Annotated in this window: 23 protein-coding genes and 5 pseudogenes; 20 read left to right on the top strand and 8 right to left on the bottom strand. The window is 67.3% G+C overall.

Features of this window, described 5'->3' with window-relative positions; translation table 11 throughout:
* Positions 1 to 1,043: 1,043 nt before the first annotated feature.
* Complete coding sequence (locus SALPAC6_RS0123905; protein WP_018255828.1) at positions 1,044 to 1,520, top strand: hypothetical protein; 477 nt, start codon at positions 1,044 to 1,046, stop codon at positions 1,518 to 1,520.
* Positions 1,521 to 2,310: 790 nt separating this feature from the next.
* Positions 2,311 to 2,634, top strand: a pseudogene (locus SALPAC6_RS0123900) (methyltransferase type 11); the annotation flags it as partial.
* Positions 2,635 to 2,746: 112 nt separating this feature from the next.
* On the opposite strand, the gene SALPAC6_RS0123895 reads toward SALPAC6_RS0123900, so the two are convergent.
* Entirely contained in the window at positions 2,747 to 3,259 is a 513-nt protein-coding gene (locus SALPAC6_RS0123895; protein WP_018255826.1) for a GNAT family N-acetyltransferase, read from the bottom strand.
* Positions 3,260 to 3,522: 263 nt separating this feature from the next.
* On the opposite strand from SALPAC6_RS0123895, the gene SALPAC6_RS30620 reads away from it, so the two are divergent.
* Positions 3,523 to 3,756 carry a hypothetical protein gene (locus tag SALPAC6_RS30620; RefSeq protein ID WP_018255825.1) on the top strand — a complete coding sequence of 78 codons (234 nt, stop codon included), beginning with the start codon at positions 3,523 to 3,525 and terminating at the stop codon, positions 3,754 to 3,756.
* A gap of 247 nt (positions 3,757 to 4,003) precedes the next feature.
* On the opposite strand, the gene SALPAC6_RS0123885 is transcribed toward SALPAC6_RS30620, so the two are convergent.
* Entirely contained in the window at positions 4,004 to 5,287 is a 1,284-nt protein-coding gene (locus SALPAC6_RS0123885) for a phospholipase D-like domain-containing protein (RefSeq protein ID WP_223874326.1), read from the bottom strand.
* A 122-nt stretch (positions 5,288 to 5,409) separates the two neighbouring features.
* On the opposite strand from SALPAC6_RS0123885, the gene SALPAC6_RS27010 reads away from it, so the two are divergent.
* From SALPAC6_RS27010 to SALPAC6_RS26710, 7 genes and pseudogenes are all read left to right on the top strand, one after another.
* On the top strand, positions 5,410 to 5,703 hold the full coding sequence (locus SALPAC6_RS27010) for a hypothetical protein (RefSeq protein WP_026190021.1): 294 nt from the start codon (positions 5,410 to 5,412) through the stop codon (positions 5,701 to 5,703).
* Positions 5,700 to 5,822, top strand: coding sequence for a hypothetical protein (locus SALPAC6_RS30890; RefSeq protein ID WP_018255823.1), 123 nt, complete (start codon positions 5,700 to 5,702; stop codon positions 5,820 to 5,822). Before SALPAC6_RS27010 ends, SALPAC6_RS30890 begins: the two co-directional genes overlap by 4 nt.
* A gap of 30 nt (positions 5,823 to 5,852) precedes the next feature.
* On the top strand, positions 5,853 to 6,032 hold the full coding sequence (locus SALPAC6_RS27005) for a hypothetical protein (RefSeq protein WP_018255822.1): 180 nt from the start codon (positions 5,853 to 5,855) through the stop codon (positions 6,030 to 6,032).
* A gap of 225 nt (positions 6,033 to 6,257) precedes the next feature.
* Positions 6,258 to 6,524, top strand: coding sequence for a transposase family protein (locus SALPAC6_RS30615; RefSeq protein ID WP_018255821.1), 267 nt, complete (start codon positions 6,258 to 6,260; stop codon positions 6,522 to 6,524).
* Complete coding sequence (locus tag SALPAC6_RS30610) at positions 6,475 to 6,771, top strand: transposase family protein (protein WP_018255820.1); 297 nt, start codon at positions 6,475 to 6,477, stop codon at positions 6,769 to 6,771. Before SALPAC6_RS30615 ends, SALPAC6_RS30610 begins: the two co-directional genes overlap by 50 nt.
* Before the next feature lie 28 nt (positions 6,772 to 6,799).
* Positions 6,800 to 7,102, top strand: coding sequence for a YciI family protein (locus SALPAC6_RS30605; RefSeq protein ID WP_080636130.1), 303 nt, complete (start codon positions 6,800 to 6,802; stop codon positions 7,100 to 7,102).
* A 47-nt stretch (positions 7,103 to 7,149) separates the two neighbouring features.
* A pseudogene (locus SALPAC6_RS26710) lies at positions 7,150 to 10,215 on the top strand (Tn3 family transposase).
* A 166-nt stretch (positions 10,216 to 10,381) separates the two neighbouring features.
* Here the strand turns inward: SALPAC6_RS26710 and SALPAC6_RS30600 are convergent.
* From SALPAC6_RS30600 to SALPAC6_RS26705, 3 genes are all read right to left on the bottom strand, one after another.
* On the bottom strand, positions 10,382 to 10,993 hold the full coding sequence (locus SALPAC6_RS30600; protein WP_018255817.1) for a hypothetical protein: 612 nt from the start codon (positions 10,991 to 10,993) through the stop codon (positions 10,382 to 10,384).
* A gap of 24 nt (positions 10,994 to 11,017) precedes the next feature.
* The gene (locus SALPAC6_RS29785; RefSeq protein WP_018255816.1) at positions 11,018 to 11,605 is read right to left on the bottom strand and encodes a hypothetical protein; all 588 of its coding nucleotides are present in this window, start codon (positions 11,603 to 11,605) and stop codon (positions 11,018 to 11,020) included.
* A gap of 187 nt (positions 11,606 to 11,792) precedes the next feature.
* Positions 11,793 to 12,137 (bottom strand): helix-turn-helix domain-containing protein, encoded by a 345-nt coding sequence (locus tag SALPAC6_RS26705; RefSeq protein ID WP_018255815.1) that lies wholly within the window; start codon positions 12,135 to 12,137, stop codon positions 11,793 to 11,795.
* A 359-nt stretch (positions 12,138 to 12,496) separates the two neighbouring features.
* Here SALPAC6_RS26705 and SALPAC6_RS0123835 point away from each other — a divergent pair, with 359 nt between their 5' ends.
* Positions 12,497 to 12,832: a helix-turn-helix domain-containing protein gene (locus tag SALPAC6_RS0123835; RefSeq protein WP_012014123.1), complete on the top strand. Its 336-nt coding sequence runs from the start codon at positions 12,497 to 12,499 to the stop codon at positions 12,830 to 12,832.
* Positions 12,832 to 14,325 (top strand): site-specific integrase, encoded by a 1,494-nt coding sequence (locus tag SALPAC6_RS29560; RefSeq protein ID WP_018255814.1) that lies wholly within the window; start codon positions 12,832 to 12,834, stop codon positions 14,323 to 14,325. The genes SALPAC6_RS0123835 and SALPAC6_RS29560 overlap by 1 nt, the downstream gene beginning before the upstream one ends.
* Positions 14,326 to 14,392: 67 nt before the next feature.
* Here SALPAC6_RS29560 and SALPAC6_RS31095 read toward each other — a convergent pair.
* Positions 14,393 to 15,347: pseudogene (locus tag SALPAC6_RS31095) on the bottom strand (transposase); the annotation flags it as partial.
* Positions 15,348 to 15,551: 204 nt separating this feature from the next.
* On the opposite strand from SALPAC6_RS31095, the gene SALPAC6_RS29780 reads away from it, so the two are divergent.
* Both SALPAC6_RS29780 and SALPAC6_RS26695 read left to right on the top strand, forming a co-directional pair.
* The gene (locus tag SALPAC6_RS29780) at positions 15,552 to 15,689 is read left to right on the top strand and encodes a hypothetical protein (protein ID WP_018255812.1); all 138 of its coding nucleotides are present in this window, start codon (positions 15,552 to 15,554) and stop codon (positions 15,687 to 15,689) included.
* A 112-nt stretch (positions 15,690 to 15,801) separates the two neighbouring features.
* Positions 15,802 to 16,395: a hypothetical protein gene (locus SALPAC6_RS26695; protein ID WP_162562071.1), complete on the top strand. Its 594-nt coding sequence runs from the start codon at positions 15,802 to 15,804 to the stop codon at positions 16,393 to 16,395.
* A 70-nt stretch (positions 16,396 to 16,465) separates the two neighbouring features.
* Here SALPAC6_RS26695 and SALPAC6_RS26690 read toward each other — a convergent pair whose 3' ends face one another.
* Positions 16,466 to 17,722, bottom strand: coding sequence for a rod shape-determining protein MreC (locus SALPAC6_RS26690; protein WP_018255810.1), 1,257 nt, complete (start codon positions 17,720 to 17,722; stop codon positions 16,466 to 16,468).
* Entirely contained in the window at positions 17,722 to 18,240 is a 519-nt protein-coding gene (locus SALPAC6_RS28535) for a SigE family RNA polymerase sigma factor (protein WP_080636128.1), read from the bottom strand. The genes SALPAC6_RS26690 and SALPAC6_RS28535 overlap by 1 nt, the downstream gene beginning before the upstream one ends.
* 135 nt (positions 18,241 to 18,375) lie before the next feature.
* Between SALPAC6_RS28535 and SALPAC6_RS31090 the strand changes: the two are divergent.
* From SALPAC6_RS31090 to SALPAC6_RS0123775, 6 genes and pseudogenes are all read left to right on the top strand, one after another.
* Positions 18,376 to 18,536, top strand: a pseudogene (locus SALPAC6_RS31090) (XRE family transcriptional regulator); the annotation flags it as partial.
* Positions 18,537 to 19,067: 531 nt separating this feature from the next.
* Positions 19,068 to 19,508 (top strand): transposase, encoded by a 441-nt coding sequence (locus tag SALPAC6_RS29555; protein WP_162562056.1) that lies wholly within the window; start codon positions 19,068 to 19,070, stop codon positions 19,506 to 19,508.
* A 278-nt stretch (positions 19,509 to 19,786) separates the two neighbouring features.
* On the top strand, positions 19,787 to 20,512 hold the full coding sequence (locus tag SALPAC6_RS0123790; protein WP_450097620.1) for a transposase: 726 nt from the start codon (positions 19,787 to 19,789) through the stop codon (positions 20,510 to 20,512).
* A 14-nt stretch (positions 20,513 to 20,526) separates the two neighbouring features.
* A pseudogene (locus SALPAC6_RS26685) lies at positions 20,527 to 20,907 on the top strand (NADAR family protein); the annotation flags it as partial.
* Positions 20,904 to 21,122, top strand: coding sequence for a hypothetical protein (locus tag SALPAC6_RS0123780; protein WP_018255805.1), 219 nt, complete (start codon positions 20,904 to 20,906; stop codon positions 21,120 to 21,122). The pseudogene SALPAC6_RS26685 and the gene SALPAC6_RS0123780, both read left to right, overlap by 4 nt.
* Complete coding sequence (locus SALPAC6_RS0123775) at positions 21,122 to 21,454, top strand: hypothetical protein (RefSeq protein WP_018255804.1); 333 nt, start codon at positions 21,122 to 21,124, stop codon at positions 21,452 to 21,454. The genes SALPAC6_RS0123780 and SALPAC6_RS0123775 overlap by 1 nt, the downstream gene beginning before the upstream one ends.
* Positions 21,455 to 21,777 lie beyond the last annotated feature (323 nt).

Genomic DNA, 21,777 nt, shown 5'->3' with positions numbered 1-21,777 from the left:
ACTCCGGGTAGGAATAATCTAAAAACGCCTGCCCATCTTCGGGCCGCTCATCCGGGACCTCGGCGTCCCCTCCGTTCCCGGCCGCCTGGCGGCACTGCCCCAACGTTTCCTCCAGGCGGCCGGCACCGGTCGTCGCTCAAGCCCTCGGCTTTCACCACACCACCACCCAGCGCCATCACGCCGCTGTTGGCGGAACCTGGAACCGCTACACCGGCAGGGACGGGTAATCGGGCCCAGCGAGATCCACCGCAAGATCGGCCACCACAAGGGCAGGATTCAAGCGGCGAATCAGGTGCTCTCGCCCGGAGCGAGTCCGCCAGCGAAGAAGTCGGCGCTGGCCAAAGAGCTCGGGATCAGCCGCGAGCCCGTGTACAACTACCTACACGGACTCGCCGTTCCAGGCCCACCGCGGCACCACTCCGATCCACCCACACTCCACACCGGAGAGAAAGCATCGCAGAAAGCAGTGACATCGACGTATCGGAGTCGAGTGCGGGTGGTGGATGAGGGTGCCGTTTCACGTTCCCGACCCCAACCTCAAGATCAAATACTTGGCGGGCCAGGACGACGGACGGCCACCTTCAGCGTCCGACACGGCCCATGCCAGCCAGGACCGGATTCGTACACATGTGCTATCCACATGGTGTGGATAGGGCTGGTGGGCTCGAGGCCGGTGGTCGCGGCCACGCTCACCCCCACGACACGACACTCAGATACGGCTGGTGGCCGGCACCCTGGTTCGGGTGCCGGCCACCAGCTTCTTTCCCCCCTTGTGTGGGTTGGGTCGTGTGTGTGGTGCGGGTGGGTTAGCTGGTCCAGTGCTCGGCGACGAGATCGGCGGCCTGGGTCTCCCACTGGGCGTAGTGGAACGGTATGCCGACACCTGCAGGGTCTGGGCGGCTTCGGTCAGGGGCATGCGCGCTACTGCGATGACACCGCCCCCGGCCTGTGGCCTATCGAGGTTCACTTATTCATCGGGTGCTAACAAAGCGCTTTTAGGCTTCGGGGGGATGAATCCAAGCCCTGGAGCACCTGGAGGTTCCATGCCCCGCATCCGTCAGGCGATGTCTCGACTGATCGCCGCTGCTGTCCTCATGGTCGCCGGTCTGGCCGTCGCGCCTGCGGCGGCCGCCTACGGTGCCGATCAATCCACCGAGCCCGTCACGCAGGCCAGTGGTTTCTGGGCCTGCTCGGTGCCGTCTGGATACACGTACACGGCGGTACGGCGAGAGCTCAGCGTCTGTAATCCCGGCGGCTTCGCCAACTCCTACTATGTCGTTGCCCCCAGCGACCGGATCTGGGCCTGTACCGTGCCGTCTGGATACACGTACTCCTCCGTACGGCGAGAGCTCAGCGTCTGTAACCCCGGCGGTTTCGCCAACACCTACTACCTGCGGGTGCCCCAGGCCGGACTTTGGGCCTGCACCGTCCCACCTGGCTTCTCGTACTCCTCCGTACGGCGAGAGCTCAACGTCTGTAACCCCAGCGGCTTCGCCAACACCTACTACCTGGTCGGCTAAAACAACCGGTGACCGGCCGCACGGCGCGGCGCGGGTGCGCGTCGCCTCAGAGGTAACTGAGGGCACGTGCTGACGGAGGAACCGTCCTGACCGACCACGAGTCCACTGACCGCATCAGCACGGCCGTCGGGCGCGATCCTGACGCGCCGACCGCGACCAGCGGCGTCGACGAGCGCGTCCAGGACGCCGCGGACCGCAACGAGCCGGCCGATCCGTATGACTACGAGGACTACTCGCACGACGACTGACGGACCGCTGCGGTCAGCGCCCGCCCGATGCCCGCGAGGCTCGGGCGGGCGCCTCGCGTCAGGCCCTCCGTCAGCACGATCCAGGCGGTTGAGCTGGACCATTCCCGGAGGCGGCACGTTCCGTTTCCTCGGATTCGGCTGTCACATTCGGACGGTACGGGGTCTCTCATAAGACAGTGGTGGTGCAGTAGACCTCGGCTGGCTCTCCCCGGACGAGTACGAGGCCGCCTGGCACGCAAAGAACGTCTATCCACCGAACCCCGTGAACACCACCCGTGAACAGGCCATAGCCTGCTAACCAGCCCTCCGCGTAACCGGGGGAACCTCAGCCGTCAAGCAGCAGCAACGTCGGTGGCCGGCACGGGCGGCGACGGCGGGTGGTCCGCCAAGGGCCGGACCACCCGCCGCCAAGGCGCGTGAACACCACCACGCCGTCCCTGCTGATGTTGTGCGCCAGCTATCTGTCAGTGCTTGCGCCAGCTAGATGGCCGTCAACGCGCCGACATCGCGCAGCTGCTGCAACCGCGCCACCGTCGCCGCCCCGGCCCTACTTTCCCCGGGCCGAGCCGATTGCCGACCGGGTGCAGGGCAGCTACGCCGACCGCAGCGCCCAGGTCGTCACCGAGGTCGAGTACCTGTGGACCCACAGCGTCGCGGAACTGGTCACCGCTGTTGCGCAGGCGGGACTCGTGATCGAGTTCTTCCATGAGTTCCCGTGGCTGGATCGACCGTGGCCGTTCCTGTGTCAGCAGGGCGAACAGGGCTGGGCTCTTCCCCCGGGTTCGGACGGAGAGCTGCCGCTGTTCATGTCACTTCGCGCCCGTAAGCCGGCTGGCGACGGTGCGCCCCGGCCGCACGTGGGGTAGCCGGAGTTCACTCTGGGGCTGCCCAGGCAACGGAGCCAGTCCGGTTGGCCGCCACTTGACGGCGGTGCCGTCGCCGCGTGAACACCCTCACCGGCCGATGAGGGTCGGCCGGTCACACCGTGTCGACGGTCGGCACCCGACGTTCGTCCGGTGGCGCGTCGGACTTGTTGAGGTGCATGATGTGACCGGTGGCGGTGAACGTCTCGTTGCCGACCAGCGGGCCGGTCCGGGTCTGTGTGACGGTGAACCCCTCGCTGGCATAGAGCGCCTCGGCGGCCGGGTTGCCGTCGAGCACGGTGACCTCGACCCGGGGCCCGGCGGCGGCGACCGCGTGGCCCAGCAGCGCCCTGCCGATTCCCTGCCGGTAGCGTTGCGGGTTGACGTACAGCCAGGTCACTTCGTCGTCGTCGAGTGCGACGAAGCCGGCTACGCTGCCACCTGCCTCCGCCACCCACAGGTGCCCGTCGAAAAGCCCTTCTCGCTCGGCGGTCTGCGCAAGGGTCAGGAAAGCCTCGACCCCGGCGGATCCGCGTAACTCGTCACGTCGCGCGGCGTCGTGAATGCGCGCGATCGCATCCCAGTCGTCGTTGGTGTAGGGCCGAATCTCGATCTCCACCTGCGGCATGTCGACAATCCTTGCCGCCCCCTTTCAACCGACGCAACACATTAACCACCCAGGTAATGCCGGCATCGGCACGCGACAGGATCGGCGGTGTCCTCCACTACGTTCACCGGACAAATCTGCCGTGAATGTAGTGGAGACCATCACTGCGACGATCATCCTGGCCGAGGCCGCCGGCCTGGCCCCGGCCACCCGCAAACGCAAACGGGCTGGGCAAGGGCGGCACCGTCCGCACCGTCCTGGTCGACGACCGCGGCTACGTCGCCTTGCTCAAGCTCTACCTGCAGCGCACCGGATACACGGCCGGGCCGCTGTTCCGGGCCAGCATCAACGGCTCCGGCGGACCGCTGTCCTACGACGCCGCCCAGCACCGCTGGACCCGGGTGGTGGAGCACCGTCGAGGTCACGGCGCGTTGTACGACGCGTTGGCTGCTGGCCGTATTCGTTGTGCAGCGGTTGCGGACCGTGGTGGCGTCAACGTCGATTCCACGGGCCGCTGACGGGCGGATCGTTCTGGCGGTGGATGTGACCTGCTGGCCACCCCACCCGCCGCCACGACGTCCACATCATCACCAGCAGTGCGACCGGGAAGACAACCTCTCCCAAGAAGGAATCGACCAATCCCCGGCCACGCCGCGCAGGTTAAAGATCAAGCTAGAGTGATCCCCGTGACCAGGGTACGGCGCTCCGGGCGTTCCGGCGCGACGTGATCGACCCGGATCACGGGGATCGCAACGGTGCACCGGCTCAGCGGATCGCCCCGCCGTTGGCCCGGCAGGTGTCCCGGACGTGCCAGAAGTCGCTGAGGTAGTCGTCGTGGATGCCCCGGCCCATGACGCGCAGCATCGCCTCGTCGGCCTGGCGCAGCGCGGAGACGTTGTAGTTGTGGCTGCCGGTGAAGACCCGGGGCACGATGTCGTCGTCGTACGCGCCGTCGATCAGCATGTACTTGTTGTGCGTGCGGATGTCCCGGCCCGGCCCGACGTTGTAGTTACACTTGGTGAGTTGGACGTTGCTGCCCAGCGCGTTCAGCGCCTCCGCGTTCGCCTCGCTGTAGACGACGTCGACCCAGCAGCCGGCGTTGCGCAGCGCGGTGAGCTTCTTCGCCACCTCGGGCCGGTTGAATGAGTACATGTTGACCCGCACGTCGGTCTGCCGGCGGGTGCCGTTGTCGTCGTACGAGCAGGAGGCGACCGAGTTGAGCACGCTGACGATAGTATCGGTGGCCGGGTCGCTGACCGGCTGCCCGGAGCGCTCCTGCCGGGGGAAGAAGTACGCCCGGTACGTCGTACCTGTCGGGGTGCCCCAGTAGTAGTCGTTGTTCCCCGCCGAGCTGTAGCGGTACGACCGCAGGTCCGCGAAGTACTGCCGGTACGCCTGGTAGGTGGTGGCGTCGCTGAACGTCAGGCCGTTGTTGTACGCCTCGTTCGCGTCCCACCAGCCCAGGTTCGCCGAGCCCTGGAAGACCACGTTGGACACTGTCGAGCCGTTGTTGAGCACGATGCTGGACGCGATCAGGAACTTGTTGTGGTTGTAGGCCGTCACCGACGAGTTGGTGTAGTCGATCCGGCGGGTGCCGATGCAGCCCCGGTCGGCAGTGGGGAACTTGTCGGCGCAGTGCACGATGTACGACTCGGCGGTGTCGTTGCTGCCGAGCACCGGCAGCAGCCGCTGGTACGGCCGCTGGCTGACCTGCTCGTGATCCAGAATGATCTTGACGCGTACCCCCCGCTGGTGCGCGTCGAGCAGTCGTCCGGGCAGGTCGGGGGCGGTCTCCGAGTCGGTGACGTCGGTGACGCTGAACCCGAACCAGGACATCTGGATCTCTCCGCCGGCCGGCACCCGGTCGATGATCCGGGCGAGCTGGATGAAGATTGCGTTCTGCTGGGCGGCCGTCCCGGTCGGCTGGTTGAAGACCGCGTCGTTCATCGTCGGATCCGGCTCGGCGGCGCTGGCCGGCCCTGCACCCAGCGTCGGTCCCCCGAGCGTGCCGGCGGTGAGCATGAAGACGAGTGCCAACCGTGCGGCCAAGCGTGAAGAAGGTCTACGTATCTGCATGGCGAGATCATTCCATCGAACGGTGACCGACGAAAACTCCGTTTCTGGTACGGATCGGCCACCCGGCGCGGTTACCCCGAGGTGAGCGGTCGGACGTGGATGTGCTGGTGATCGGCGCCTTTCAGGCGGGACTTTCCGCCGGCTACTTCCTCGGCCGGAACGGCTTCGCGCCGGAGACCGGCTACGTACTGCTCGACGCGGCGGCGCCGGACCGCGTGGCGCCTGGCGGGACCGCTGGCGGACGCTGCGGATGTCCGCCGTGCACGGAGTGCACAACCTGCCCGGCCGGCCAGGTCGCCCCGGACCGGCCGGCCGCCGAGGCGGTCGCCGACTACTTCGCCGCCTACGAGCGGAGTTCGGCCTCTCGGTGCACCGCTCGGCGAACGTGACCGGGGTATACGACCGGGACGACGGCCGGCTCGACGTGCGGACCGACGCCGGTGAGTGGCGCGCCCGGGCGCTGGTCAACGCAACCGGGACCTGGCGGCACCCGTTCTGGCCGGGATAGTACGGCCAGAAGTCGTTCGCCGGCCGGCAGTTGCACACCGTCGACTACTGGGGACCGGCCGAGTTCGCCGGTCGCCGGGTGGTCGGCGGCGGCACCTCCGCCCTCCAGTTGCTGGACGAGATCGCCAGGGTCGCCGCCGAGACCCGGTGGGTCACCCGACAGCCGCCGGCCAGCGTCGTCGCCGCGACCGGTCTGGTGTGGACGGAGTAACTGCGCCGGATGCGGGCGCAGGGTTTGCTGCACCGACTGCCGATGTTCGCCCGAATCACCCCGGACGGGGTCGTCTGGCAGACGGCAGCACTTTCGCCGCCGACCCCACGTGATTGATCGCCTATCGTGCGACGCTCGACGTCCCCAAGGAACTCGTACAGCACGTGGCGCGGCTGCTGCGCGCCGAGCGTCAGGCGGGTGGGTACCCGGCCAGGAACACGCGCCTTGACGTGCTTCTACCAGGCGATTCTGGTGTTGGTGTGGTTCCGCCAGGGCGAGGACAAGACCACCCTCGGGGCCGGGTTCGGGGTGTCGAAGGCCAACGCCCACCGGTACGTCGCCGAGGCCGTGCGGGTCCTGGCGGCGCAGACACCGACCCTGCACGACGCGCTGGCGCGGGTCGCCGCCGACGGCTGGTCTCACGTGACCCTCGACGGCAAGCTTGTTCGACACCGACCGGCTGGCCGAGACCACCACCAGCGTCAAGGGTGAAACGATCGATGCCTGGTACTCCGGGAAACGCCGCGACTTCGGCGCGAACATTCAGGCCGTGATGCGCCCCGACGGGCTACCGATCTGGACCTCGGACGCGATGCCCGGACATCTGCACGACCTCACCTGCGCCCAGCATTTCGACGTCACCGGCGCCCCTGTACCGGGCCGCCTCGCACCTGCACCTGCCGACCCTGGCCGATCGATTCCTATCCACGCTGGTCCGAGGCGCCAGCAGTTGACCTAAGGCGTCGGGCAACCGTCGAAGGCAACGCTTGTCAAAGATCGTCGCCACGAGCAGCTCGCTCACCGCCTTGCGGCACACAGCCTGTCCAACTTCGCCGTCGATTTTGAACTTTCTGATCAGCCAGGCGTCCGGCGCTAGCCAACGCTCAGGGGCCGGTCTGGCGGGCGGGACGCGGGTCGGAGGGACGGGCTGCGGCGAGACCAAGGAACTGTTCGGTGGCTACTTCCTGCTCAATGTCGCCACGAAACAGGAGGCGGTAGAGTGGGCCAAGCGGGTCCCGGCGGTCCGCGGGTCGGCGCTTGAGGACCAACGTTCGGGAAAGTCACGCTAAGCCGAGGTTGAGCGATAACTCTCGATGGTGGTAGTCGTTGATCGGCCGTGAGAAGTTTTCTGACCTTCGGTGAGGAGGCGGTTTACGGTCGGTTTGCCGGGCCGCCAGAGCGGGCGGTGTTGGAGCGGTTCTTTTTCCTGGACGACGTCGACCGGGAGTTGGTGGGTAAGCGTCGGGGTGATCACAACAGGTTGGGGTTCGGCGTTCAGCTGGTGACGGTTCGTTATCTGGGCCGGTTCCTGGAGGATCCGCTCGATGTGCCGACGGTGGTGGTCGATTACGTGGCCTCGCAGGTCGGGGTGGCTGACCCGTCGTGCGTGAAGGCGTATCTGGAGCGCAGGCCGACGCGCTTCGAGCATCAGGTGGAGATCTGTGAGGTGTACGGCTACCGCCCGTATGCCTCGGCGAAGGCTCGGCTGCTGGGGTGGGTGGGGGACCAGGCGTGGGCCACCGGGGACGGGCCCAAGGCGTTGTTTTACTCGGCGGTGGCCCGGTTGCGGGCCGAGCGAGTGCTGCTGCCGGGGGTGACGTCCCTGCGCGATGACGTGGCCGGGGCCCGTAGGGCGGCCGAGAACCGGCTCTACGAGGCGCTGGCGGGTGCGGTCACCGCGGAGCAGACCGGTGGTTTGGAGCAGATCCTGCGGGTGCCGGAGGGGCAGCGGCGTTCGCAGTTGGACTTGTGGCGGCGCGGGCCGACCAACCCGACCGGGCGGGGTCTGGTGAGATCGCTGGACCGGGTGGCGCAGATCGCTCGGCTGCACATGGGGGCGGTGGACGTGGCCGGCACCGGTGTGCCGACCCGCCGGTTGATCGAGCTGGCTCGCGCGGGGTTCGAGGCGAAGGCGCCGAAGTTGGCGGCGTTGGCGTACCACCGCAAGATCGCCACGTTGTTGGCAACGGTGCGGTGGCTGGAGGTCACCGCGACCGATGACGCGCTGGAGTTGTTCGACGTGTTCATGACCAGTGAGTTGGTCGGCCGGGCGGCGCGCACCTCGGACAAGGCGAAGCTGCGGCGGGCGCATGGGCAGGCCCGCCACGCCGGGGTCTTGTCGGCGGCGGTGCAGGTGCTGTTCGAGGCGGAGACCTGGGGCGATGCGGTGCCGCTGGCCGTGGTGTGGGACGCGATCGAGTCCGCGGTGGGGTCGCGGGCAAAGCTGCGCACCGCGATGGAGTCGGTGCGGGAGTTCATCCCGCCCGCCGACACCGCGCCGGACGGCGAGTGGCGGGCGCAGGTCGTAGAGCGGTTCAACACGGTGCGCGGGTTCGTGCGGATGCTGTGCCAGGTGATCGACTTCGGGGCGACCGCGGAGGCGGTGCGGGTGGTCACCGCGATGAGGGCCCTGCCGAGGTTCATCGACGCCGGTGAGACCGTGCGGGTGCCCAAGGGCTGGTTGGACGCCCGGAAGGTCGACATCGGCCTGGCACCTCGGGGCTGGTGGGACCAACTGGTGTTTCCCAGAGATCGGCCCGAGGGCTGCGTGGACCGCAACGCCTACGTGTTCTGCGTGCTGGAGCTGTTCCATACCGGGCTGAAGCGTCGCGACATCTTCGCCCGGGTCTCCGACCGGTTCGCCGACCCGCGGGCGAGGCTGCTGTCCGATGACGCCTGGGACGCGGTGAAGGGACCGGTCCTGTCGGCGCTGCTGTTGTCGGAGGACCCTGCCGAGCTGTTGGAGGCTCACGCCGCCGAGTTGGATGAGGCGTGGCGAACGACCGCGGCCGGGTTGGACGGCAACGACAGTCTCACCGTGGACGCCGGCGGACGGCTGCACCTGGGCAAGGACAACGCGTTGGAGGACCCGCCGAGCCTGGTCGATCTCCGTAAGCGCCTGGAGGACATGATCCCCCGGGTCGACCTGTCCGAGCAGGTCCTGGAGGTGATGAGCTGGCACCCCGGCTTCCCGGCGGCGTTCACGTCGGTGACCGGCGGCCGGGCCAGGCTGGCGGACCTGCACGTCTCGGTGGCGGCGCTGTTGACGGCGTACTCGCTCAACGTCGGACTGCCCCCGGTGATCGACCCGGACATCGCGGCGTTGACCCGTGGCCGGCTGGCCCACGTCGACCAGCACTACCTGCGCCCCGACACCTACGCCGCGGCCAACGCCGTGCTCATCGACGCCTAGGGCGATATCGACCTGGCGCGAGTGTGGGGCGGCGGCATGGTCGCCGCGGTCGACGGGGTCCGGTTCGTGGTGCCGGTACGCAGCATCGACGCCCGACCCAGCACGAAGTACTTCGCCCGCAAGAAGGGCGTGACCTGGCTCAACATGATCAACGACCAGCGGATCGGGCTTGCCGGCCGGGTCGTGTCCGGCGCGGCGAAAGACACCCTGCACTTCGTGGACCTGGTGTTCAACCCCGACAGCGACCGCCGCCCGGAAGTCCTGATCATCGACCAGGGCTCCTACTCCGACATCGTGTTCGCCATCGTCACCCTGCTCGGGTTCGACTACCGGCCGGTGCTGGCCGACCTGCCCGACGCGAAACTGTGGCGGATCAACCGGGGGGCGGACTACGCCGCCCTGGACCGAGCCGCCCGCGGCCGAATCGACCTGGAGAAAATCACCCGGCACTGGCCCGACATCCTGCGGATCATCTGCTCAATCCACACCCGCACCATCTCGGCTCACGACGTGATCCGCATGCTGCAACGCGACGGGCGGCCCACCCAACTCGGCGAGGCGTTCGCCATGTACGGGCGGATCTTCAAGACCCTGCACGTGCTCACCTTCGTCGACGACCCCGCCTACCGCCGCGAGATGAAGGCGATGCGCAACCTCAACGAGGGCCGCCACGACCTGGCCCGGCACATCTTCCACGGCCGCAAGGGCGAGTTGCACCAGGCGTACCGCACCGGGCAGGAAGACCAACTCGGCGCGCTCGGACTCGTCCTGAACTGCGTGGCCCTGTGGAACACGGTCTACCTGGACCGGGCCCTGGCCGAACTACGCACTCAGGGCTACCCGGTGCTCGACGACGATGTGGCTCGCCTATCTGCTTACATGCGCCGTCACATTAATGTCCACGGCCACTACTCGTTCCGGCTTCCGGACCTCGGCGGTGCCTGGCGTCCACTGCGTGACCCCGATCAGGCCGACCCCGACGACGGCTGATCCGCGCCATAACTGCCGAAAGTCGCCCAAAAGGCGGCCCGGCGATTGGATAGCTGTCCCAGCCCGCCAAGCAACTGATCTTGGCGTTAAGGGCCAGCGCCGGAACGGCCCGAGAGCGAGCTACTCTCGGGCCGTTCCGGTGGTGTGTCAGGGGCTGAGCTGTGGGTTACTGATCTGGTCCGGTGACGACGCAGTACACGTTCGCCTGGCGGTATTCGGTGCCTGGCGGATCGATCTGGCCGTCGACGTCGACATCGACGTGGTTACGCCAGGAGATCAGTTGACCTGTCGAATCGCAGGTTCGGCGCGCCGTCGTTCGGTTGTTGCTGACCGACTTGGGCTTGAGCTGCACCGACCCCGAGCAGGCCTTACGGCGGTATGTGCCATCTGTGTAGTACTCGTAGAGGCAGTTCTTTACGTGGGCGGTGGCTGCGGTGCAGTCGCCCTTGTCCCACTGCCCGTGCCCAGAGACATCTGGCGTTGACCAGTGAGGATTGTCCGGCAGGGTGACGGGCGTGCACCCGATCGCCGCTGTCTTTTCTCCGCCGTCCTGTAGCCCGTTCGTCGCCGGATCGATCTCCCGGCCCTGTTCGTCGACGTACCGCGCATTGTCTCCGAGGCCAGGCGGTTCAAGACCAGGGACGGCCTCGGCGTAGGAGACAGCATGGTCGGGCTGGACACGGGGCTGCGCGGCTGCCGGCGAGGTGAAACTCATGCCTGCGACCGCCACACTTACCGCGACCGCGAACCGCATGATCGTTGCTGCGTACTGCTTCACTGTTCCTCCCCTGTGGTTGGTGACCTACCGATAGGCGGGTGGGCGCTCGTTGGGCATGGCCTGAACCACGTCAAGGCCGAAGGTGCTCAGCAGCGTGTCGACGGCGGTCCGATCGGCGCCTATCCCTGCCCAGTGAGTGTCGACATCACTGGTGAAACACCAACGGTGATCGGCCGGCCAGACGAAGGCGGGGACCACAGCGGCGTCGCCGTCGAAGGGCTCGTCGTGGCCTTCGAGGTAGTCCGCGAGACGGCCGGTGAACAGGACGTACCGGCGGTGGGGAACGGTGACCAGCGGGCCGTGCCGTTCGGTCGCGGACAGGGCACTTCCGGCGGCGCCTTCCCAGACGCAGAAGAAGCACTGGTCAGGCGTTATCGTGAATTCCGCGAGGACGTGCAGCGCACGTCGTGCCTGTGGCGTCCACAACTCGCGGTCGGCCGGAATGTCGGCGTCGATTTCGAGCTGATCGGGCGAGGTGGGATCGGGGATGTACCGCAGGCGAGCGTACGCCTCGTAGCCGGCGGGCCCGAAGGTGATCAGCTGCTCCGACGGAGTCCGCGACGTCGCGAGCCAGGCCGCTGCGGCCGTGTCCGCCGTATACCTCAGAACCATCGCTCGCGGCCCCCGTCGTCGTTGACGCGCGCAGTGCTACCGCCGCTTTAGCACCTTCCGTGCGTGCACGCCTACAATAAGGTAATGCGCTCACCGTCGGCCTGTGATACGGCCATTTGGATGGTCGACATGCCCAGGCTGAACCTCCGGGGGCGTTCGCCTGGTTTGAATTAGCTGTGCGCCCAGATCAGGCCGATCCCGACGACGATTGATCCGCACCGTCGTGAGGTTGCAGCGCCCGGTACAGCGTGGAGCGGCCCACGCCCAGGTGCGCGGCGATAGCGGTCACGGACTCGCCGCGAGCCAACCGGGCGCGGGCGACGTCAAGCTGGTCGGCGTTGACGGCGACCGGACGGCCGCCGCGTCGGCCCTGCGCGGCGGCGGCCCGTAGCCCGTCGAGGGTGCGTTCGCGGATCAGTTCGCGTTCGAGCTCGGCGGCCAGGGCGGCGACGGCGAACAGCAGCCGGTCGGCGATGGTGGCGCCATCGGGACGATGCACGCCGGCGCACACCCCGGTCAAGATCTCCAACACGATGCCCGGGCGTGCAGCTCGTCCTCGCGCGGCAAGAACGAGCACCCGCGTCAATCGCTGCTCTCTGACGACCCTCGCACCAGTCCGCCGAGGGCCCGCCGAAGTTGCACGACGCATGCCGTGATGCGCCACGATTCGGCAGCCCTCGACGGACGGTGGCAGGAGGGCACAGTCAGCGGGTGGCGCAATCACCCCAACAAGGTCGTTCAACCTGCGACTCGAACCGGCGGGCAGGTATTCAGACACTTTCAATATCCGACGTCGCCAGAGTGCGTGTCGTCGGACTTTCGCACCCGCACGCTGCGGCAGGCTCTCGACGCGACCATGGATGCGGCACTACGACCGTCCCGGAGGGCCCGATGAGCATGAAACGGCAGGTCAGTTACCGGTGGCGGCTGCGGGAGATGATGGCCGCCCGCGGCGTGTTCACCGCCACCGAACTGGTCCCGCTGCTGCACGAACGCGGCATCGACCTGTCCGCCTCCCAGGTCCACCGCCTGGTCACCGGTACACCTGAGCGGCTGTCGCTGCCCGTCCTCGCGGCGCTGTGCGACATCCTGGAGGTCACCCCCACCGACCTGGTCGTCACGACGGCGGCCAACGTCGCGCCGCGCAAGGCCGTCGCCGGCGAGGCCCCGGCGCCGGTGGACCTGGCCACGGTCCGACCCCGGCGTGCCCGCGTGCGACCGGACTGATGAGTCGGACCTACACCGCTGAGCAGTACGAACGCTGGTTCGTCCGCGACTGCGCCCGGTGCGGCCGGCGCGGCAACTTCGCGGCCCGCTGGCCGGACGGGCACGTCTGCCGCACCTGCCACGACCGGGCGCTACGCACCCATGGCCGTTGTCCCGGCTGCGGACACGAGCGGGTCCTGGCCGGGCTGCGCCCCGCGGACCAGGAGCCGATCTGCACCAGCTGCGCCGGTTTCTCCTCCTCACATGCCTGCGTCGAGTGCGGGCAGGAAGGCAAGCTGCACGCCGGCCGCCGCTGCACCCGTTGCACCCTCGCCCGCTGCATCGCCGAGCTCCTCGACGACGGCACCGGCCGAATCCGGCCCGAGCTGGCACCTCTGGCCGAGCTGTTGGCCAGCATGGACAACCCACTCTCCGGCCTGGCCTGGGTTTCGTCCCGTCCCGGCCGCTCCGCCGGAGTCGCCAACCTGCTGCAGGGCTTGGGCCGCGGCGACATCGAACTGACCCACGACGCGTTCCACCGCTTGCAGCTCTGGCGCGTCGCCGCCCATCTCCGCGAGCTGCTCATGGCCTGCGGCGTCCTACCCCGCATCGACAAGCAGGTCGCGCTGTTCGAGAGGTGGCGGCTCGAACAGCTGGACACCGTCACCGACCCCGAGCAGCGCCGGCTGCTGCGCCAATACACCACCTGGCATACCCTGCCTTGGCTGCGGCGCCGCGCCGAACGCGGACCCATCAGCCGCCACACTCGCAACGACCTCGGCCAGCAAGTCCTACGCGCCGGCGACCTCCTCGCATGGACCCAGGAGCAGGGACTAACCCTCAGCATGCTGCGGCAGGCCGACCTCGACCGCTGGCTCGTCGACCACCGGCCGCACCAGCGGCAACTCCTCAAGCCATTCCTGACCTGGGCCGCACGCGCCGGGCACATGCCCCGCCTGAAGATTCCTTCCTACCGGCCCGGCCAGCAGACCCCGATCACCCAGCACCGCCGTCTCGCGCTGCTGCGCAAACTGTTCACCGATGAGACTGGCGGACTGCGCACCCGCGTGGCCGCGATCCTCGTCCTGCTCTACGCCCAGCCCTTCGGCCGGATCCTGCGTCTGACCATCGACGACATCGACACCACCGGGCCCGAGGTCCTGCTGCACCTCGGCGACCCGCCAACACCGGTCCCCGAACCTGTCGCCGCACTGCTGCTGGCCCTGCGCGACCAGCGGACCAACATGCGCACCGCCACCAACCGCGACGCCCGCTGGTTGTTCCCCGGCCGCCGCGCCGGCCAACCCCTCACCCTCGACACGATCGCCCCGCTCATCCGGAACCTCGGTATCCCGACCGTCCCCGGCCGTCTCGCCGCGCTGCGCCAGCTCGTGCTCCAGGCCCCGGCAGCAGTCGTCGCCCAAGCCCTCGGCTTCCACCACCACACCCAACGGCACCAAGCCGCCGCTGGCGGCACCTGGAACCGCTACAGCCCAACCCGCAACACACCGTGAACATCGGACCGTGCTGGGCCGTGATTACAAGACAGTCGGATTACCGCACCCTGCCAGACTCAAGCGCCGAGGGCAGTCGCTGCACGTCGAGACGGACGACGGTGCCTTCCAGGATGGGCAGGTCGGGGCAGTCGGCCCAGGCGGCGCGGCGGGTTAGCCGGGGGTGTAGCCGGTGCCAGGCGCGGGCGGTCGCGGTGCCGTAGAGGCGGGTTTCGGTCACGGTGGTCACGTCCGGGGCGCCCCAACTGGCCGGGTCGCCGAAGATGAACTCGCTGCCGTGCCGGGGTGGCCGGCCGCACTTGGGGCCTGCTATCCATGGCCCTGGCCGGCGGCGTAGCACCCGGTCGGATCGCATCCGAGCCAGCACGCGTACCGGCAGGTCGCGTAGCAGCCAGGCCACCCCGGGCGGCGTCGTAGCCGGCATCCATTACCACCCAGACCGCCGGGTCACCAGGCTCCCAGTGCCCCGCGGCGATCAGCCGGTCCACCACCGCGCGCACCTGCTCGGCGGTGACCGCGGCCAGGTCAGCACCCGGGCTGAGGCGGATGGCGTCCAGCGGCGCGGTCCACGAACTACGCCCTGACTCCAGAGCCACCACAAACGAGTACGGCCAGCCCGGCACCCCGATGTGCTGATCCTTGCCACGCCCGTAGGTGTGACACAGGATCCGCTGCGGCACCGTGTGTGCCTCCGGCCGCAGCCAGCAGGTCACATCCACCGCCAGAACGATCCGCCCGTCAGCGGCCCGTGGAATCGGCGTTGACGCCACCACGGTCCGCAACCGCTGCACATCGATGCGACCAGCAGCCAACGCGTCGTACAACGCGCCGTGACCTCGACGGTGCTCCGCCACCAGCGACAACGCCGGCAACGACCGCACCGGCCCATCCGCGCACAACACCGCATCAGCCAACTCGAACAACGCATCAGCCCTGGCGGTCAAACAACGATGCAACTCCATACGAAACGTCGCGAGGTCCCCCACCACGCTCACGCGCCCGGCGTCATGCACACTAATCATCCCGCAGCCCTTGGTCCTGATCCTCTTCCCTCGACAAGAAGAATGATCAACCAAGGGCCGCGGCCGCGATCAGCCAGGGGCGCTACAAACCGACCCAGGTTAAAGATCAAGTTAGTCGACTGGCAGAGTCACCTATTCGATGTAGCTGGTATTCGTCCGCCTGAGAAGGCTTCGGTTACGGAGTGCAGCAACCTGTGGTGGTTGATGGCAGAGGTGCGGGCCCCCGCCCCGGTCATCGCCGAGGCCCTCGGCTTCCACCAGACCACCGCCACCCGCCAGGTCACCAACGCCGGCGGGCCCTGGAGCCAGTACGCCTCAGGCGATCACACCCCGTCACCCTGACTCCGGCTCTCTCACAACCGAGACCTCATCGAAGATGACGATATTGACCTTCGGCGCATAGCTGGGCACACTGAGCCCTTCGTGTCGCTGTGCGATGGGGAGGCACCTGAAAGTGACTAGGGTGAAGTTCCGTAGGGCTGTGCTAGCGGCGACAGCGGTCGCTATGAGTGTCGCGGTTGGTGGTGTCAGCCCGGCTAGCGCAGGGCCGAAGGACGCGGCCGGGCCGACGTCGGAAGCCGTGTCGATCGCCAAGGGTCCGGAGGTAGTCAGCCCTCAGTTGGTGCCGAGCGGCAAGCTGCCCCAGGTTCAGGGTCCGACGTACGGGTTCACCGAAGGGGCGTCGTCCTCCGGGTCGATGGGCACGCTCGGTGTTTCGCTGCCGTTCAACTACTGGTTCGAGGTGTCGTACGGGCTCGAGAGCCGCAGGTTCAACACCACGACCAATAAGGCGTGCACATGGTTGAAAGTCTACGTGCAGTCGGGAACCCCGCACGTAGACACGCTCGGGGTCAAGCTGTACCGCGTCCAGTCGGGTACTGATCCTGTGATGGGTGACGCTGTGAACTGGCCGACAGACAACCGGACGTACCAGTACTGCTGGACCGGGCTGTCCAATAGCTACGAGTACTACTTTTGGTTTGGCTACGGCAGTGCGGGCAACTTCGCGTACGCCCGCGGCGATGGGTCCGCGGTCGGCAACATCTGAACTGGCCGGAGCAGCAGCGAGGGGTGGCACACCGGCGGTGTGCCACCCCTCGCTGCTGCTGACGTGACTGTCACCGGATGGCGGCGGGCACGCTGATATACACCTCTCGCAGATCGTCGACAGACACGGTTGAACGGGCCGTGACCGTGCTCTGGGTGCCGGTGCGGGTCTGAGTCGGGCGGGCTGCGGTGATCGCCCCAGCGAGATCGCCGGCTTGGGAGGGATCAGCGACCAGGATCCGGTTGCCTTCGTTGACCGCGGCGTTCGGGTCCAGGTTCTCGAAGAGCAGTCCGTCGTCTGTTCCCCGTAGGACACCGTGCTGGTTGCTGATGTCGGTGTAAGCGGCGAGTGCGAATCCTGACGCGTTGGGCAGCTGCACCTGCACCTGTCGGGAGGCCGGGTCGACCTGCAGGACCCGTCCCACCAGGCCGTCGGCGACTGCTACGAGCTGGCCAGCACGCACCCGGCCGGGGTCGGTCACCGACACTGTCATGGTGTCCTCCGAGCGGCTCAGCACGGTCGCGGGCAGGGCATCGGCGTCGCCGAGGGCACCACCTTGGGCGGGGGCGTCGAAGACGGAGGTGTTGCCGACGAAGCCCTCAATCCGAACGTTAAGAGCAGTCGAGGTTCGCGGCAACGCTCGGATGATGAAACGGCCGGTGGCCGGTCCCTTCCCACCACCGATGTCATCGTCGACGGTGGTGCTCGTGATCCCTAGGTGAGTCACTCCGGGTGTCGCCACCGCGATCACGTAGCCGCTCCAGTAGTCCACGTCAGCGCTGCGCGATGGTCTATGAGGACTTACCAGGCTGATCACGCGCGTCTGGCGTGGGTCTGGGGCGGGTCTGTCGGCCAGCATCCGCATCCGGGACGTCGAGGCGGTGGCGAAGAACCCGATCCTCGCCCGGCCAGCGTTGTCTGAGCTCTGGAGCACGACTACCGAGCCCAGTGTCGGATGCTCGGTTGCCAACAACGCGCGGACCGTCGAGTGCTCTATCGCTGATCCGCCGGTCCCCGTCGCCTGATCCCACGCCCTCACCGCATCATCGACCAGCGCCTCCGGCGCCTCGCCCGCGCGCTCCCAACTCAGCAGCGGCCCGTCGGCCTGCACCATCGGCAGTTCCCTCTGCGACGGTGCCGCGACGGTGGCGAGGATCACCGGCGTCGCCACCACCGCCACGATCAGCAGGGCCGAAGTTGCAAGCGCCGCCCGCCGACGACGCACCGCACTGACCCGGCGGCGGATCATCACGTCAGGGTCCGCCGGCACACGGACCTCAGCCGCTAGATCAATCAGCCGCTCGTGCAAGTTCCTCTCAGTTTTCATCAATTGCCTCCTCCCACACACGCCTTCGCTGGCCGTCCCACGGCATCCAGGTCAGCTCGTAGCGAGCGCAGCCCTCGCGACGTCAGGCTCTTTACCGTGCCCACCGCACACCCCAACGCCGCTGCCGTCTGTTCCTCGCTGAGGTCCTCGTAGTGGCGTAGCACCACTGCCGCACGCTGCCGAGCCGGTAGCCGCGCCAGCGCCCGCCGCAGCAAGTCTCGATCATCCACGGCAGCGAACTGATCCGGTCCAGGCTGGTCAGCGGCAACTACTGATGGCCGCTCAAACCACGATCGCCGCCGTCGCGCGCTGATGAACGTATTCGTCAACACCCGGTGGGTGTAATGATCAACATCGTCATCTAGTCGGGACCACGCCAGAGCGACCTTCGTCAACGTCGTCTGTACCAGGTCCTCTGCTCGTCCATGATCACCGCAGAGCAAGTAAGCGATTCGCAGCAAACGGGCATACCGCGCCCGCACGAACTCGCTGATCTCATCCTCAGCCGTGCTCCGCATCGGTCTCCCACTCGTGTTGCCGCTTGACCCGCTTCGTATACCTACGCACTGAACCCCCCAGCAGGTTGCCGTCAGGCATGAAACAGATAGCCAGTCAGACCAACCACGTAAGGAACTGGCGGGTTCTCCAAGATCATGCGGATGGAGAGCGGTATGGTGAGCATCTCTGCTCTGTCAACGACCTCCGCGCGCTGCTGGCGTTCTACGGAGTAGATGATCCCGACAAGGCCGGCCGCCTTGTGGACATGGCGCGCTCGGCGCGTCAACGACACTGGGCCGGACAGTACCGCGAGTATGGCGTCCGCCTGGTCGTGGTAGCAGGTCTCGGTCAGGTGGACCTTGTAGCCGTTCCAGAACAGGTCATCACCCTTGGCGGCCCACCGGGTGTCGGTGTCGTACGGCGAGGTGATCCGATGTTTGGCGGGCGGGAGACCATCCGTGTCCGCCTCCCGCCGCCGGATCACCTCCCGCCCCCTGCTGTCGGTGGTGATCAGGTAGTTCTGCACGACTACAACCGCCGCGTATTCAGTCTGATGCGAATACAAGACAGTCTGCGTCCGACCTGTGGCCGAGGTTGGCGCTGCTGGTCGCGGGAGTAGCGGTTTCGACGACTGTAGACCTGGTGGAGATGACTCCCTGCTGTGAGGGGGGCGAATCCGCCCATCCTGACCTGCATGTTCGATAGGTGGGTCGCATCGGATGCGAAGATCTCGCATCTGATGCGAGATGCGGGAGGTCACCCCCTCTTGGTCAAGATGGTGTGAGAACACCCTGTGTGAGTGGGGTGGCGGGCCTGCTGAGGGCGGGGATCGGAGATCCTTGTGTACGTGTCCACTTCTTCTGGCAAGCAGCCGGTGTCCGGCGACGGGGTTGATCCGGCGCCGAAGCCGTCGCGGCGGGTTTTCAGCCCGGAGTACAAACGTGCGATGGTCGCCGAGTACGAGAACGCCGCGAACGGGGAGAAAGGCGCGATCCTGCGACGGGAAGGTTTGTACTCGTCGCACATCATCGAGTGGACACGGGCTCGGGATGCCGGGCAACTCGGACAGGTAGGGACTCCGGTCACGGGTTCCGGTGCTGCGGCGGGGTCGCGGGTGAAGAAGTCCGCGGAGCAGGTGGAGTTGGAGAAGCTGCGCCGGCAGAACGAGAAGCTGCAGGCGGAGCTGAAGAAGACCCGTATGGCGTTGGACATCATGGGAAAAGCGCACGCGCTCTTGGAAGAACTCTCCGAGAGCGCGGACAACGACAACCCGCCGAAGAGATCCTGACCGCCGTGTTCGGNNAGTTACGCGGCGCGGATNTCTCGGTGCAGCGGGCGTGCGCGTTGACCGGGACCTCGCGGGCGACGTACTACCGGCGGGTGAAGCCGGTCGGTCCACGGCACGGGCCGTGGCTGCCCCGGACCCCGCCACCGCAGGCACTCAGCCCGGCCGAACGCGGCCGGGTGCTGGCGGTGCTGAACTCGCTCGTCTACGCCGACCTGGCGATCCCGCAGGTCTGGGCGAGGGAACTGGATGCGGGCCGCTACCACTGCTCGATATCCACGATGTATCGCATCGCCCGTGCGGCCGGGCAGAGCCGGGAACGACGTCGACTGGCGGCCNATCCACCCCGGGTACGTCCGGAACTGGTCGCGACGGGGCCGGGTCAGGTGTGGTCCTGGGACATCACCGCGTTGAAAGGACCTGTCACAGGCCTCTGGTACCGGTGCTACGTCGTTATCGACATCTACTCGCGCTATGTTGTCGGGTGGCTCGTCGCGGCCGGGGAGGACGCGGTCGTGGCCCGCGACTTCCTGGCCGATGCGATCAGCCGTAACGGGGTCGAGCCGCACACCATCCACGCCGACCGTGGCGGCGTCATGGTGTCGAAGCCGGTATCGCAGATGCTCGTCGACCTCGGTGTCCTACGGTCGCATTCCCGACCTCGGACCTCGAATGACAACCCGTATTCCGAAGCCCAGTTCAAAACCATGAAGTATGTGCCGGACTTCCCGGAAAAGTTCGGGTCCCTCGCTGACGCGAAAGCTTTCTGCGACGGCTTCTTCACCGCCTACAACCATGAACACCGACATTCCGGGATCGGCTGGCACACCCCGGCGTCGGTGCACTACGGCACCGCCGAGCAGATCCGTGAGCAACGGCAGGACACCCTCGACGCGGCCCACGCCGCCCACCCGGACCGGTTCAACCGCAGGCCCCGCGCACCGAAACTGCCCGACCACGCCTGGATCAACAAGCCAACCCAGCAGGAACAGACCGTCTCAGTTTGACTTGACAACTACCGGAGCACTACATGATGGTCGGCAAGGCCTGCCTGTTCGGCGACGAAGCGATTGCCGCGCGGATACTCACGACGCCGCACCCGGGGGCGGTCAAGGCTCTGGGCCGGCAGGTCTGCGGCTTCGACCAGGCCACCTGGGATGCGCGCTGCTTCGACCTGGTCGTCGCCGGCAATGTGGCCAAGTTCAGCCAGCACCCTGACCTCGGGCAGTACTTGTCTCGCACGGGCAACCGGGTACTGGTGGAAGCCAGTCCGGTGGATCGTGTCTGGGGCATCGGCCTGTCCGCCACGGACCCCCACGCACACGATCCTGCCCGATGGCGCGGGCGCAACCTTCTCGGGTTCGCGCTGATGCACGCACGCATGCAGCTCGCCACCGGATGACCCTCAAGGTCCGGGTACATCAGGGACGGCTCGGCACCGAACAGTACCGCGTCGTCCGCCCAGCCAACCCCGTGACCGGCGCGGCGCTGGGCGACAACCCATGGTTCGTCCTGGGAACTCAACGCCGACGTCGCGTTGACGTCCTGTTCGCCATGCTCCGCGACAAGGTTCCCTACCAGCACAGACCCGTAACCGCCCTAACATCGCCAGCGTGATGGAACTGGACCTCGACGACTTCGCCGCCACCGTGGACGCCCGCGCCCCGCAACTGCACAACATTGGCGTCCAATGGCAGCTACACCGAGGCCCCACCTACGACAAGTCCGCAGCCTGGATCGACTGCATCAACGGCGATCTCGTCGGCTGGTTGATCGTCTGGACCAGCGGTGAGGCCGAACTCGAAACAGCCGACCTGACCACAGGGTCAGTCGACAGCACCCACTACGAATTCTCCGCGCTCAACGACCTCACCACCTGCCTCGACGACCTGGTCCGCCGGCTAACTCCACGCGGCCGCCTACCTGCGGCAGGCACGGCTGCTGGCTGACCGGGAAGCCGCCCTCGACGCCGTACGCCGCGCCTGGCCCGCCGACGCGTGACTGGACGTTTGCTTCATCTTCGGGCCGGTAATGGCCGATTCGCGCCTCGACCTCGGTAGCGCGAGATGCCCGACCCGACCTAGAAAGAAAACATATCGGTGGACATAGGCCTACCCGGTTTCAGCGGATATCGCCCCGGGATCGTGTCTGGTTCACTTTCATCCCGCACCGACGGACATGACGTCCGCCAGGTCGAGGCCCCGACACCGTACGCCTGCTTCATGACCGAACGGCGCCCCTACCCGTCCGACCTGTCCGACGCCCGCTGGGC

Origin of the sequence: Salinispora mooreana, assembly GCF_000379065.1 — a bacterium.
Taxonomy (GTDB): Bacteria; Actinomycetota; Actinomycetes; order Mycobacteriales; family Micromonosporaceae; genus Micromonospora; species Micromonospora mooreana.
This window is presented reverse-complemented; position numbering and strand designations above follow the sequence as displayed.

Coding starts and splice junctions, on each gene's coding strand:
- SALPAC6_RS0123775 (WP_018255804.1), top strand. CDS start 21,122: ATGGAACTGGACCTCGACGACTTCGCCGCCACCGTGGACGCCCGCGCC.
- SALPAC6_RS0123780 (WP_018255805.1), top strand. CDS start 20,904: ATGACCCTCAAGGTCCGGGTACATCAGGGACGGCTCGGCACCGAACAG.
- SALPAC6_RS29780 (WP_018255812.1), top strand. CDS start 15,552: ATGGCAGAGGTGCGGGCCCCCGCCCCGGTCATCGCCGAGGCCCTCGGC.
- SALPAC6_RS0123835 (WP_012014123.1), top strand. CDS start 12,497: ATGAGCATGAAACGGCAGGTCAGTTACCGGTGGCGGCTGCGGGAGATG.
- SALPAC6_RS26690 (WP_018255810.1), bottom strand. CDS start 17,722: ATGAAAACTGAGAGGAACTTGCACGAGCGGCTGATTGATCTAGCGGCT.
- SALPAC6_RS29785 (WP_018255816.1), bottom strand. CDS start 11,605: ATGGTTCTGAGGTATACGGCGGACACGGCCGCAGCGGCCTGGCTCGCG.
- SALPAC6_RS29560 (WP_018255814.1), top strand. CDS start 12,832: ATGAGTCGGACCTACACCGCTGAGCAGTACGAACGCTGGTTCGTCCGC.
- SALPAC6_RS28535 (WP_080636128.1), bottom strand. CDS start 18,240: ATGCGGAGCACGGCTGAGGATGAGATCAGCGAGTTCGTGCGGGCGCGG.
- SALPAC6_RS0123905 (WP_018255828.1), top strand. CDS start 1,044: ATGCCCCGCATCCGTCAGGCGATGTCTCGACTGATCGCCGCTGCTGTC.
- SALPAC6_RS0123895 (WP_018255826.1), bottom strand. CDS start 3,259: ATGCCGCAGGTGGAGATCGAGATTCGGCCCTACACCAACGACGACTGG.